Below are 12,724 nucleotides of genomic sequence, written 5' to 3'. Positions count from 1 at the left end.
GTTCGAACACCGTAGCCAGCGCACAGGCGGAGGTCAACGGTCCACCCGATGGGATATTGTTCGACGTACATCAAACAATGTCGTAGGCTCGGTGCCATGCCCCAACCTCGCCGGTCGGTGGTCGCGCTCGCGCTGATCGCCTCGTTCATGGTCTTCGTCGACAGCACGATCGTGAACGTCACACTCGCCGAACTCGCCACCCACCTGAACGCGTCCCGCGCCGAGCTGGAGTGGTCGCTGAACGCGTACACGCTGTCGTTCGCCGCGCTGATGCTCGGTGCCGGCGCGATCGCCGACACCCTCGGCGCGAAGCGTGCGTTCCTCACCGGACTGCTGGTCTTCACGCTGTCGTCGGCGGTCTGCGCGGTGGCCGGCTCGATGCTGATGCTGAATCTCGCGCGGCTCGTGCAGGGCGCCGGATCGGCCCTGTTGCTACCGAGCGCGCTCGTCCTCGCGACGGCGTCCGCGACCGACGAACACACACGGCACCGGCTGGTCAGCTGGTGGGCCGCGGCGGGCGGCGCCGGGATGGCGGCCGGTCCGCTGCTCGGCGGCGGCCTGGTCGCGCTCGCGAACTGGCGGGCGGTGTTCGCGGTCAACGTGGCGATCGGCATCCCGGCGGCGATCTGGGCCTGGCGGACGATGCCGGCCGTCGTCAGGCGATCTCGGCGGCTCGATTGGGCCGGGATGGGGACGGCGACGGTGTTCATCGGTGGGCTGGTGTTCACGTTGATCGAGGCGCCGGCGCGGGGGTGGCTCGATCCGGCGATCCTGGTCGCGGCAGTGCTGGCGGTCGCCGGGCTGGTGGGGTTCGTCGTGGTCGAGCGATCGGTCCGGGTGCCGTTGCTGCCGCCGCGGCTGTACGCCGATCGCGGGTTCGCGGCCGCCGCGATCCAGGGGTTGCTGCTCAATTTCGCCTTCTACGGCGTGCTTTTCTCGATGAGTCTGCTGCTCCAGCAAGGGCGGCACCTCAGCGCGTTGGTCACCGGGTTGCTGTTCCTGCCGTTGACCGGGCTGATCTCGATCGCGAACATCGGCTCAGCGCCGCTCGCCCGGCGGCTCGGGCGTCCCGCGGTCCTCGCGATCGGGCAGGCGGTGATCACCGTCGCGATGCTGGCGCTCGCCTGGGCGAGTACCTCGTCGATGGTGTGGCCGATGGTGCTGGCGCTGGTGCCGATCGGGTTCAGCTCGGGGCTGCTGGTGCCGACGATGACGGCACAGTCGATCGCCGCGGTCGAGCCGGCCTTGCACGGTGCGGCGTCGGCGGCGTTCAACACGTCGCGGCAGATCGGCGGGGCGATCGGGGTGGCGACGTTCGGGCCGCTGCTCGGTACGGCGCACGATCTCGGTAGCGGGTTCGTGACGTGCGCGATCGTGGCGGCCGGGGCGAGTCTCGCCGGGTTGGGCGTGACCGCGCTCGGTCGCCGTAGGCCGGTACTCGTTCGCCCGGCCATCAGGTAGCTTTCGGGTGGGAGAGGGAGGCGAGTGGCGCAGCGGACGAGGCGGGTGGGGAGAACCGTCGCGCTGACGCTTGCCTGCGTGCTGGTCTGTGGCGTCGCGTTCGCCGGCGCCGTGTTCGTGCTGATGCCGGGCGTCCGCGACCGCAGTACGACGGCATCGGCCGGCGGCTCGCCCACGCCCAGCACTCCGCCCAAGCCCCCGCAGCCGACCCCAACCCTCCCGGACTCCACCGACGAGCCGCTCCCGGGCGTCGACACCCCGGCCTCTCCCCCGCCGTCCACCCCGGTCGCGAACACGGGCACCTACGAGTGCCCGGGCTACAGCGGCATCGACTCCAACGTCCCACTCCCGATGCTGCTGAACGACACGTTCCAGTGGGGCGACGACCCGCCGTACAAGGTCGGCAACGGCACCGGCAACATCAACTGGCGCGCCGACCCGTACAAGAAACCCAGCTGGTACATGTGGTTGCACTCGCTGCGCTGGCTCGGCAAGGGCATCGCGGCCGGCGGGAGCGGCGACCGTACGGCGCTCACCCATGTGATGGCGATCATCCACGACTGGGTCCAGGACAACCCGTACAGCTGGAAGGGCGACGTCGGCGCCTGGGAGGCGACGATGCACCGCACCAACGTCCTGCTGTGCGCGCGCCAGGCCGTCCTCAGCGGGCTGCACGTCAGCAAACTGCCGACGCAGTACGCGTGGCTGGACAAGTCGCTCGTCGACCATGCGCAGTTCATGATCGTGAACTGGAGCGGTCAGTCCAACCACGGCACCGACGAGAGCGTCGCGCTGTTCGGCGTCGGCTGCACGCTCAAGCGGCCGGAGCTGAAGCAGCTCGCGGTCGACCGGCTGACGCAGGCGATCACCACCGCGATCGACCCGCAGGGCTCGACGAACGAGCAGTCCGTCGGGTACGCGATGTTCAACTACCTGCTCTGGGGCCGCGCCACGACCGCGCTGCAACGCTGCGGCTCCGATCCCGGCACGGTCATCGATCAGCGCCGCGCCGCACTGTCCGAATGGCTGGCCCTGGCGACCAAGTCCACCGGCGAACTCCAGCAGGTCGGGGACGCCGTGAAGCAGAAACCGACGGGCGCGGCCGGTACGGCGCTGGACTACGTCGCCTCGCTCGGGAAGCACGGGACACGACCGGCGAAGCGCGTCGCGGCGTACGACGCCGGGTACGTGTTCGGGCGGACCGGCTGGGGCGAGACGCGCCCGTTCGCGCAGGAGTCGACGTACAGCATCCGGTACGGCGCGGCGCGCACGCTGCACGGTCACGACGACCACATGTCGATCACGTACTCGTCCCACGGCCGCGATGTACTGATCGATCCGGGCCACTCCGGCTACCAGCTCGACAAGTGGCAGGCCTGGTCGAAGAGCCAGGCCGCGCACAACGTGATGACGATCCCGTCGGCGGACACCGCGTCGGTCGACACACAACTGGTCCGCGCCTCGATCACGCCGACCTGGGAGTCGTACTCGCTCGCCGACTCACCGGCCCCGGGCATGACCCGAAAGCGCGACGTACTGGTGCTGAAGGACCCAGACCTGATCATCACCCTCGACCGCGGCCAGGCGACGGACAACCAGCGCTACGAAACCCTCTGGCATCTCGCACCCGGCCAGAAGGTGACCGTCCAGTCCCCCACCACGGCCGTCGCCACCGCCCCGGGCGCCAAGACCTACCTGCTCCAGATCCCGTACCAGCAACAACCCGCCAAGGACGGGATCACGGTCGTCGAGGGCCAGCAGGACCCGGTCCAGGGCTGGTACTACCCCGACATCTTCCACCGCGAGTCGGCCCCGGTCGTCAAGTTCGACCGCACCGGCAACGAGGCGACGATCCTCTCCGCGATCGTCCCCACCGCCCCCACCGAAACAGTCACCTACACAACCCGCACCACCGCCGGCATGTTCTTCGTCGACCTCACCGTCGGCACCCACAAGACCACCGTCCGCGTCTCCGCCGACGGCCGGCTCACCCGGATCAGCTGACCTGATCGACCCGGCTCGAGGTGCCGGCCTCGGTCTGGAACGCGTCGCGTGGGCTCTGGACCGAGGCCAGGGAAACGATGTCGCGGCCGTAGCAGAACGACGCCAGCCAGATCGCCAGCACCCGGGCCTTGCGGTCCCAGGTCGGCACCGCGAGGACGTGGTACCCGCGGTGCATCAGCCAGGCGGGCAAGCCCTTGATGACGAGCCGCCGGTACTGGAAGATCCCGGTCCCGAGGCCGAGGGTCGCGATCGCGCCGAGGCTGTGGTGCACGTAGTTCTTCGGCTCCCGCCCGCGCAGGGAGCGCAGCAGGTTCTTGGCCAGCACCTTCCCCTGCCGTACGGCGTTCTGCGCGTTCGGCACGGTGTACCCGGAACCCGACGCGAGGTCCGGCACGGCCGCGTCGTCGCCGGCCGCCCACGCGTCCGGGATCGCCTCGTCCGCCGTACCGATCCGCAGATCCGCGCGCACCTGCACCAGCCCGCGCTCGGTGTGCGGCAGGTCCGTGTGGTTGCGCAGCAGCCGGGTCGCGGCGTTGCCGGCCGTCCAGACGATCAGCTCCGAGTCGAACTCGGAACCGTCGGACAGCACGACGTGCCCGTTGTCGGCCGACGTCATCGTGGTGTTCAGGTGCACCACCGCGCCGCGCTTCTCGAACAGCCTCACGACCCACTCGCCCGGCTTGTCGCTCACCTCGGGCAGGATCCGCCCGGAGGCCTCGACCAGGTGGAACGCCAGATCGCTCTCGGACAGCTCCGGGTACTTCTTCAGCAGTGCCCGCGCCAGCGAGAGCAGCTCGGCCATCCCCTCGACCCCGGAGAATCCGCCGCCCACGAAGGTGATCGTCAGCAGCTTCCGCCGCCGCGTCCCCGGCTCCAGCCCGGCCGCCTCGTCGAACGCGGTGAACAACCGGTCCCGGATCGCCACGGCCTCCTCGACGTGCTTCATCCCGATGGCACGCTCGGCGACCCCCGGTACGTCGAAGGTCCGCGTCACCGCGCCCGCGGTCACCGCGATCACGTCGTACGTCATCGGGTAGTCATCGCCCAGCGCGGGCCGGATCGTCACGGTCCTGTCCGCGTGCGAGATGCCGGTGACCGTCCCGGCCACGACCTTCGTGTGGCGCAGGTTCCGCCGCAGTGACACCGCCGCATGACGCGCCTCGACCGAGCCGGCCACCACCTCGGGCAGGAACGGCTGGTACGTCATGTACGGCCGCGGGTCCACGATGACCACCTCGGCCTCGCCGCGGCGCAACTTCTTCTCCAGCCGCCACGCCGTGTAGAACCCGGCGTACCCGCCGCCCACCACCAGGATCTTGCGCACCTGAGCTCTCCGTCCGTCGGCTGCACCAAACGCTAGTCGAGAAGTCCGGCAACAAGGGACAACGGCGGCCAGGTGACACGGTCCCGGCGGGTGACTGCCTGGGCTCGCAGGCGGGGCTGGGGGTTCCGCAGGCGACGGAGCGAGATTCCGGTGGCCTTCGGGTACGAGGCGGGCAGAAGCGCGACACCGAGGCCCGCGCCGATCATCTCCTGGACAAGTTGCAGGCTGTCGGCGCGCTGCGTGATGCGGGGTTCGAAGCCGGCCAGTGCGGCGATCGTACGGACGACCTGCTCGTCGGCGGTGTGCCGGGAGTTCACGATCCAGTCGCTGTCGGCGAACGCGGCCAGCACCTCCGCGGCGGTACCCGGCGTACGACGGGATCGGGACGGGACGGCCAGGCTCCAGGCGGACTCCCAGAGCACCGTCGCCTCGAGCGCCGGGCCGAGTCTTGCGGGCGCGAGGTTGTAGTCGTAGGTCAGGGCGAGGTCGACCTGGTCGCGTTCGAGCATCGACAGTGCGTCGGGCGGTTCCTGCTCCTGGATCTCCAGGCGTACCGCCGGCGGCAGGCGCGGTACGACGGGCAGCAGGGTGTCCCGGATCGCGGTGTGGAAGGCGGCGATCCGGACCGTACCGGAGGGCTCCGCGGACGGGTCGAGGTCGGCGCGGGCGGCCTCGTGCGCGGCCAGGATGTCGACCGCGTGCCCGGCCAGCCGACGCCCCGCCGGAGTGAGCCGGACGCGGCGGCCGTCGGGCTCGAGCAGCGGCGTACCGACGTCCTTGGCCAGCGCCGCGATCTGCTGGGAGACGGTGGACGTCGTCACGCCGAGGACCTCCGACACCGCGTGCATCGAGCCCAGCCGGGAGAGCGCGAGCAGGAGTTCCAGGCGACGTACGTCCATTCATTGATCATGAACGATCTGTGCAGGATTCTCACGTGGACGCGAACGTCGTCGCCGGGCTTCACTGGACGGCATGCGCACACGGAAGACCGGTATCGCGTTCGCGGTGCTGTCGATGACGATGGTCCAGCTCGGGCTGGCCGTCTCGGTCGGGCTGTTCGACCGGGTCGGTCCGGAGGGTGCCGCCTGGCTCCGGTTGGCCTGTGCCGGCGTGATCGTGCTGGTGCTGTTCCGCCCGCGGCCGAGTGCGTTCGATCGGAACGCGTTCCTGGCCGCAGTCGGCCTCGGTGTCGCGACCGGCGGCGTGACCTTGCTGTTCATGGCCGCCGTGGCGCGGCTCCCGCTCGGCACGGCGAGCGCTCTGGAGTTCCTGGGCCCGCTGACGGTCGCCGTACTGCGGAGTCGCGGGCGGCTGATCTGGCCGGCGCTGGCGTTCGCGGGCGTACTGATTCTGACTCAGCCTTGGCACGGTGCGGTCGACGGCGTCGGCGTCCTGTTCGCGCTCGGCGCGGCGGTGTGCTGGGCGGCGTACATCGTCCTCACCCAGCACGTCGGCAGCAACGTCACCGGTCTCCAGGGCATGGGCGTCTCGCTCCCGGTCGCGGCCGTGGTGGCGACCGTCGTCGCCGGTCCGGCCACGATCCCGGTCCTGACCTGGCAGCTGGTGATCATCGGGTTCGGTCTGGCGCTGCTGCTTCCGGTGATTCCTTTCAGCCTGGAATACCTGGCGCTTCGTCGCCTGGACGCGGGCGTCTTCGGCACGCTGATGAGCCTCGAGCCCGCGTTGGCTCTGCTGATCGGCTGGCTACTCCTCGGCCAGTCCCCCAGCCTGTTTCAAGCCGTCGGCATTGCCTGCGTCATCGCCGCCGGCGCCGGCGCCGAGCGGGCGGCCGCCGCACACGCGACCGGTACCGAAGAACGGGTAGTGGTCGGCCCCACCGGCATGCCGTGAGCGGCGGGCCGGCTCGCCCAGCCGCCGATTCATCCACGACTACCCGTTCTTCGGTACGCGTCCTACGCCGAGGCAGCGCGGGCCTCGGTCAGCAGACCTTGCAGCGTTTCGGCGTCAACGTTGGCGCCGAACGGTTCGGTGCCGGGCTCCAGGCGTTTGCCTTCGGGGAGGGGGCCGACCGGGACCGGGTCGAAGCCGAGGGCGTCGACGAGGTTGGCCACCTGGGCGGCGTCCTCGGTCGCGCCGGCGATCGCGATGGCCTTGCGGTCGGCGGCGCCGGCGGGTCGGGGGCCTTCGTCGAGGTCGTGGTAGCCCATGTGGTTGAACGCCTTCACGACACGGGAGTCGGGCAGGAACTCCTGCACGATCTCCGACGAGGACGTCCGCGGGTCGGTCAGGTCGTCGCGGATGCCGTCGACCTCCCACCAGTAGTTCATCGCGTCGACGACAAGTTTGCCGCGCAGCTCGGGCACCGGAATCGTGCGGTACTTCCCCAGCGGCAGCGCCAGGATCACCACATCCGCCTCGGCCGCTGCTTCCTCGGCCGTCACCGCGACCGCGCCCGGCGTCACGACCTCCACGATCAACGCGATCTTCGAGACCTCACCCGATCCGGCGATCAGCACCCGGTACCCGGCCGCGACCGCGAGCCGCGCCAGCACCGTCCCCACCTTGCCCGCGCCCAGGATCCCGACCGTCGTCACCCGGCCCGCACCATCGCGCGTCCCGATCACTTCGACTCCGCCAGGATCTCGCGCACCAGCGGGACCACCTTCGTCCCGTACAGCTCGACCGTCTTCAGCCGGGCGCTGGTCGGCAGCGGTCCGCCCGAGTAGATCAGGTCGAACCGCTCGGCGCCGATCGCCGGCACGGCCCCGGCGATCCGGCGCGCCACCGTCTCCGGCGAGCCGACGTACATCGACCCGTGCAGCACCTCGGACTCGAACTCCTCGCGCTTCAACGGCGGCCAGCCGCGCAACGCCCCGATCCGGTCCCGCATCACCTTGTACGGCGCGAAGTAGATCTCCTTCGCCTCCTCGTCGGTGTCCGCGACGAACCCCGGCGAATGCATCCCGACCGGATGCGCCACGGTCCCGAACTGCTCCGCGGCCCGCTTGTACAGGTCGACGTACGGCGCGAACCGCTCCGGCGAACCGCCGATGATCGCGAGCATCAACGGCAACCCGTAGAACGCCGTCCGCACCACGGACTGCGGCGAGCCACCGACGCCGACCCAGGTGGTCAGCCGGCCGGACTCGGTCTTCGGGTAGACGTCCACGTTGTCCAGCGCCGCCCGCACCGTGCCTTCCCAGGTCACCGGCTTCTCGTCGAGCAACCGCACGAACAGCTGCAGCTTCTCCTCGAACAGCTTGTCGTAGTCCTCCAGGTCGTACCCGAACAACGGGAACGACTCGGTGAACGACCCGCGCCCCAGGATCACCTCGGCACGCCCGTTCGACAACGCGTCCACGGTCGAGAACCGCTGGAACACCCGCACCGGGTCGTCCGAGCTCAGCACGGTCACGCCCGACCCGAGCTTGATGTTCGACGTCCTGGTGGCGATCCCGGCGAGCACCGTCTCCGGTGTCGAGATCGAGAACTCCGGCCGGTGGTGCTCCCCGAGCGCGATCGCGTCCACGCCGATCTCGTCGGCCAGCACCGCCTCGTCCACCACCTGCCGGATCGCCGCCGCGGCGCTCACCGGCGCGCCGCTGTCGTCCACCGGAATATCCCCGAAGGTGTCGAGCCCGAAGGCGACCTCGGTCATGTCTGCACGCTCCTGTCCAGTCCCCACAAGTCTAGGTTGACACGTCAACACCAGACCGGGTGGGGTTCATTCCCAGTGCCGCAGCTTGTCCGGGTTCAGCACGATCCAGACCGCCGCCACCTTCGCGCCCGCGACCTGCAGGCTGACCACGGCGACGACCCGCCCGGCGTCCCGCAGTACGACGCCCGGCTGCCCGTTCACCGCCTCGACGGCCAGGTCGGCCCCCGGCCCGACCAGCTCGGTCACGCATCGCGCGACGTCGCCAGGACCGTGGATCCGCCCCGCCGTGATCACCCGCCCGCCGCCGTCGCTGACCGCGACCACGTTCTGGGTCAGCAGGCTCCGCACCGCGCCGGCGCTGCCGGCCCGGCACGCCGTCGCGAACCGGTGCACAACGGCATGTTCGCTCCGCTTGAACACACTGATCCTCCCACTCAAGCGACCGCGGTGAGCTTCTCGCCGTTCAGCTGCCACATCACCTCGTTGATCCCGTCGGGCGAGACGGTCACGATGCAGACCGGGAACTTCGACACCTGCCGCGCGCCGTTCCCGTCCGAGTAGCTGATCGCGTCCGTCGTGAGCAGCCTCTCGAGCACGGTCAGGTGAGCCCGGCGAGGTTCTTCAGGGTTGTCTGGAGGACGTCGATGATCGGTACGTCGTCCGGGGCGTTGATCCAGCGCTCGAACGCGACGCGGAAGACCGCGACGCCGGTCTCGGCCGCCAGGGCGGCGATGTCCGGGGGGACGCCGCGGGCGAGCAGGCCCTCGGTGAGCGCGGTGGTGAGCGTCGCCATCTTGATCAGCTCGCGCTCCCGCAGCTCCGGCGTCGAGGTGATCACCGCGGCCCGGCGGCGGGAGTACTCCCGGCGGATGTCGTCGAAGAAGTCGGCCGACGCGAGCACCGCGGTCGTCATCGCCGTCATCGGCGTAGCGTCCGAAGGCGCGGCCGCGAGCGCGGCGACCATGTGCTCCTGCAGCAGCTCGGAGCCGGCGAACAGTACTTCGCGTTTGTCCGCGAAGTGCCGGAAGAACGTCCGCGCGGTGACCCCGGCCCGGTCGGCGATCTCGGCGACGGTCGTGCCGTCGTACCCGCGCTCGGCGTACAGCGCCATCGCGGCCTCTCGCAGCCGCCCGGCCGCGTCCGGCTCCCACCGTCCCATGGATTCGATCCTAACCGATGTCATCGAGTGACATCAGGGTGTAGCATCGGCGATGTCAGTCAATGACATCACTAGGACATCACTGGAGAGGGTCGTTTCATGCGCGTATTCATCACCGGAGCATCCGGTCACGTCGGGTCGGCGCTGGTGCCGGAGCTTCTGCACAACGGTCATCAGGTGCTCGGCCTGGCCCGCTCGGACGAGTCGGCGAAGCGGCTCACCGACTGGGGCGCCGAGGCCGTTCGCGGCGACCTGCACGACCTCGACCGGCTGCGGGCGGCGGCCGCCGCTGCCGACGGCGTCGTACACCTCGCGTTCCGCCATGACGCGATGGCGGCCGGGGACCTGGCCGGTGCGGCGGAGTCCGATCTCGCCGCGCTGCAGGCGATCGGCGACGTCCTGGCCGGCACCGACAAGCCGCTCGTCAGTACGTCGGGCACCGGCATGCTCGCGCAGAGCGTCCAGGGCCGGGTCGCGACCGAGTCCGACCACGACCCGAACGGCGGCTATCGCATCGACGCCGAAAACTACGTCGTCGACCTGGCCGGCAAGGGCGTCCGTACGTCCGTCCTGCGCCTGCCGGCCATCACGCACAGCCGCCTCGACCTGCACGGGTTCGCCCCGTCGCTGATCTCGTTCGCCCGCCGCAACGGCTTCGCGGCGTACGTCGGCGACGGCCGGAACCGCTGGCCCGCCGTACATACGCTCGACGCGGCGCGGGCGTACCGCCTCGCTCTGGAGTCCGCGCCCGCCGGCAGCCGGCTGCACGCCGTACAGGACGAAGGCATCGAGTTCCGCACGATCGCCGAGGCCATCGGCCGGGGACTCGGCGTGCCCGCTCGTTCGGTCACGCCCGACGAAGCGGCGGAGTACGTCGGCTTCCTGAGCCGGTTCGCCGTCATGGACAACCCGACGTCGGCGGCCCGGACGAGTGAGCTGCTCAACTGGCAGCCCACCCACCCGAACCTGCTCGCCGACCTTGCGGAAGGCTTTTACTTCAAGGAGGTCTAGACCTTCAGGACCGGGGCGATGGTCTTCGACTTCGAGCCTTCGTACGCGGCCAGGAGGATGCCGAGGACGGCGATGCCTTCCTCCTCGGTGTGCAGCGGGCGCTGTTTGGCGGCCAGCGACTCGGCGAAGTGGCCGATCTCCGCGACGAACGTGTCGATCGGTTCGAACTCGAACGTCTCCGTCTCGCCGGAGCGGAGCTGGTACGAGAGCGTCGTACCGTCGCTGGTCAGGGAGCCGAGTTCGCCGACGGCGGAGAAGCGCTCGGTGGACTCGGCCGGCTGGTACGCCCAGCTGGTCACGAGCTGGCCGACGACGCCGTTGTCGAACCGGATCAGCACCTGCGCGGAGTCCTCTCCCTCCATGAACTTCAACCTGTGCGTGGAGAGCATCGCGGTCGCCTCGACCGGCATGCCGCCGGCCAGGTGCAGCATCAGATAGGTGGGGTGGTACCCGGTGTCGATGAGCTCGCCACCGCCACTCGTCTTACTGCTCGCCCGCCAGCCCATCGAGCTCGGGTCGAAGTCGTTGTAGAAGCTATCGGTCGTCCGTACTTCGTACACGGTGCCGATCGTGCCGCCCTGCAACAGCTCGCGCGCCTTCGCGACGGCCGGCATGAACAGCTGGTTGTGCGCGCACATCAGCGTCACGCCGTGCTCGGTCACCGCCTTGCGGACGTCGGCCGCCTCCTCGGCGGACAGGCACAGCGGCTTCTCGCAGAGGATGTGCTTGCCGGCTTCGGCGGCCGCGACGATCGCGTCCCGGTGGAGGTGGTGCGGCAGGCAGATGTCGACCGCGTCCAGCTCCTCGTTGGCGAGCATCTCCTGGTAGTCCGTGTACACCGCGGCGCCGAGCTCCTCGCCCCGCTTCTTCGCAGTCTCCTCGACAGCGTCCGCAACCGCGGTCACGCCGATCTTCTCGGCATGCGCCCGGTAGCCCTTGATGTGCGCCGACGCGATCCCACCGGCACCGATCAATCCAACCTTGATCATCGGCTACTTCCTCTCAGCTGTAGGAAATGACTTGGTTGGACTCGGCCGCAGAGTTCGCCGCGACCACCAGTCGCGTCAGCTCGACCGCCCGCGCGATGTTGTCGTCCGCACGCGTGCCGTCGTTGATGTGGTCGACCCACTGCGCGAACGCGTCCGGCGAGTGCTCAGGTACGTCGACCTGCTCCCCGTTCACCAGCAGCACGTTGCCCGCGTCCGTGTACGTCAGCGTCCCCTCGGTCCCGAACAGCTCGATCGTGAACGGGTTGTTGCTCGCGAACCCCGCCTCGATCACGCCGATCCGCTGGTCGCCGTACCCGGCCACCACGACAGCGTTGTCCTCCAGCCCACGACCGGCCACCGAGCGGTACGTCGCGCTCACGGTTTCCGGCTGCGCGCCGAGGAACAGCTGGGTCAGGTACACCGGATGGCAGCCGAGGTCGGTCAGCGCGCCGCCGATCGCGGCCTTCGGCTCGAAGAACCGTTGCGGCAGCCAGCCCTCCTTGCCGTCGCGGCCGATCGCACCGTCGTGCGAGAGGCGGACCCGGCCGTACGTCAGCGTGCCGAGGGTGCCCTTGTCGAGTACTTCGCGGATCGCCGTCGTGTAGCCGTGGTACAGCCGCGGCAGCGAGACGACCAGCTTCACGCCGGCCGCATCGGTGGCGGCGACGATCTCCTCGGCCTCGGCGACCGTCGGCGCCAGGACCTTCTCGGTGAAGATGTGCTTGCCGGCCTGGGCCGCCTTCACCATGATGTCGCGGTGTACGTCGGTCGGCGTCGTGATCACCACGCCGTCGAGATCGTCGCGCGCGAGCAGGGCGTCGAGATCACCGGTGTACTCGGCACCGAACCGCTCGGCGCCTTCGCGGCCCCGATCGGCGTCGTCGTCCCAGACGGCCACCAGGTCCGTCCCCGGGTGCGCCTGGGCCTGTCTCGAGTAGTCGCCGGCATGCACGTGCCAGAAGCTGAGCGTCGCGATCTTCAGTGGATTGGACACGCTGGTCCTCCTCAGTGGAAACCTGCGGAAACGTTTCGGATCGACCGTCGGCTGATCACGGTACAACGTTGTCAGGAGTCCGCAACAGAGTTCTTCCCGGGGCGTTCACACGCTGAGACCCGCGCGCAGTCCGAGTGCTTATAGTTATCCAGGAGTCCTGGAA

The 12,724-nt window shown here is 69.7% G+C and carries 13 protein-coding genes; 4 read left to right on the top strand and 9 right to left on the bottom strand.

The window, feature by feature from the left end; translation table 11 throughout:
* The first annotated feature begins 96 nt into the window (after nt 1-96).
* Together JOF29_RS17240 and JOF29_RS17235 are read left to right on the top strand one after the other, a co-directional pair.
* The gene (locus JOF29_RS17240) at nt 97-1,461 is read left to right on the top strand and encodes an MFS transporter (RefSeq protein WP_209695196.1); all 1,365 of its coding nucleotides are present in this window, start codon (nt 97-99) and stop codon (nt 1,459-1,461) included.
* Between the two features lie 45 nt (nt 1,462-1,506).
* Nucleotides 1,507-3,465, top strand: coding sequence for a heparinase II/III domain-containing protein (locus tag JOF29_RS17235; RefSeq protein WP_307863415.1), 1,959 nt, complete (start codon nt 1,507-1,509; stop codon nt 3,463-3,465).
* Here JOF29_RS17235 and JOF29_RS17230 read toward each other — a convergent pair.
* Together JOF29_RS17230 and JOF29_RS17225 are read right to left on the bottom strand one after the other, a co-directional pair.
* Entirely contained in the window at nt 3,458-4,789 is a 1,332-nt protein-coding gene (locus tag JOF29_RS17230; protein WP_209695195.1) for an NAD(P)/FAD-dependent oxidoreductase, read from the bottom strand. The two genes, JOF29_RS17235 and JOF29_RS17230, sit on opposite strands and share 8 nt — an antisense overlap.
* 32 nt (nt 4,790-4,821) lie before the next feature.
* Complete coding sequence (locus JOF29_RS17225) at nt 4,822-5,688, bottom strand: LysR family transcriptional regulator (protein ID WP_209695194.1); 867 nt, start codon at nt 5,686-5,688, stop codon at nt 4,822-4,824.
* A gap of 73 nt (nt 5,689-5,761) precedes the next feature.
* Here JOF29_RS17225 and JOF29_RS17220 point away from each other — a divergent pair, with 73 nt between their 5' ends.
* On the top strand, nt 5,762-6,640 hold the full coding sequence (locus JOF29_RS17220; protein ID WP_209695193.1) for an EamA family transporter: 879 nt from the start codon (nt 5,762-5,764) through the stop codon (nt 6,638-6,640).
* Between the two features lie 62 nt (nt 6,641-6,702).
* Here the strand turns inward: JOF29_RS17220 and JOF29_RS17215 are convergent, their stop codons facing one another.
* The 5 genes from JOF29_RS17215 to JOF29_RS17195 all read right to left on the bottom strand — a co-directional run bounded on the left by JOF29_RS17215 (nt 6,703) and on the right by JOF29_RS17195 (nt 9,567).
* Nucleotides 6,703-7,374, bottom strand: a complete 672-nt coding sequence (locus tag JOF29_RS17215) for an NADPH-dependent F420 reductase (protein ID WP_307863414.1) — start codon at nt 7,372-7,374, stop codon at nt 6,703-6,705.
* Nucleotides 7,371-8,408 carry an LLM class flavin-dependent oxidoreductase gene (locus JOF29_RS17210; protein WP_209695192.1) on the bottom strand — a complete coding sequence of 346 codons (1,038 nt, stop codon included), beginning with the start codon at nt 8,406-8,408 and terminating at the stop codon, nt 7,371-7,373. The genes JOF29_RS17215 and JOF29_RS17210 overlap by 4 nt, the downstream gene beginning before the upstream one ends.
* Before the next feature lie 66 nt (nt 8,409-8,474).
* Nucleotides 8,475-8,801, bottom strand: coding sequence for a sigma-70 family RNA polymerase sigma factor family protein (locus JOF29_RS17205; RefSeq protein ID WP_209695191.1), 327 nt, complete (start codon nt 8,799-8,801; stop codon nt 8,475-8,477).
* A gap of 41 nt (nt 8,802-8,842) precedes the next feature.
* Nucleotides 8,843-9,004, bottom strand: a complete 162-nt coding sequence (locus tag JOF29_RS17200) for a hypothetical protein (RefSeq protein WP_209695190.1) — start codon at nt 9,002-9,004, stop codon at nt 8,843-8,845.
* Between the two features lie 2 nt (nt 9,005-9,006).
* Nucleotides 9,007-9,567, bottom strand: coding sequence for a TetR/AcrR family transcriptional regulator (locus JOF29_RS17195; RefSeq protein WP_209695189.1), 561 nt, complete (start codon nt 9,565-9,567; stop codon nt 9,007-9,009).
* A gap of 99 nt (nt 9,568-9,666) precedes the next feature.
* On the opposite strand from JOF29_RS17195, the gene JOF29_RS17190 reads away from it, so the two are divergent.
* The gene (locus JOF29_RS17190) at nt 9,667-10,578 is read left to right on the top strand and encodes an SDR family oxidoreductase (RefSeq protein WP_209695188.1); all 912 of its coding nucleotides are present in this window, start codon (nt 9,667-9,669) and stop codon (nt 10,576-10,578) included.
* Here JOF29_RS17190 and JOF29_RS17185 read toward each other — a convergent pair.
* Both JOF29_RS17185 and JOF29_RS17180 read right to left on the bottom strand, forming a co-directional pair.
* Nucleotides 10,575-11,567, bottom strand: coding sequence for a Gfo/Idh/MocA family protein (locus JOF29_RS17185; protein ID WP_209695187.1), 993 nt, complete (start codon nt 11,565-11,567; stop codon nt 10,575-10,577). The genes JOF29_RS17190 and JOF29_RS17185 overlap by 4 nt on opposite strands.
* A 13-nt stretch (nt 11,568-11,580) precedes the next feature.
* A complete protein-coding gene (locus tag JOF29_RS17180) occupies nt 11,581-12,561 on the bottom strand; it encodes a Gfo/Idh/MocA family protein (protein WP_209695186.1) in 981 nt (326 codons plus the stop codon).
* Nucleotides 12,562-12,724: the final 163 nt, after the last annotated feature.

Origin of the sequence: Kribbella aluminosa, assembly GCF_017876295.1 — a bacterium.
GTDB lineage: Bacteria > Actinomycetota > Actinomycetes > Propionibacteriales > Kribbellaceae > Kribbella > Kribbella aluminosa.
Note: the sequence above shows the minus strand (reverse complement) of the source record. Positions and strands in the feature narration are given on the sequence as shown.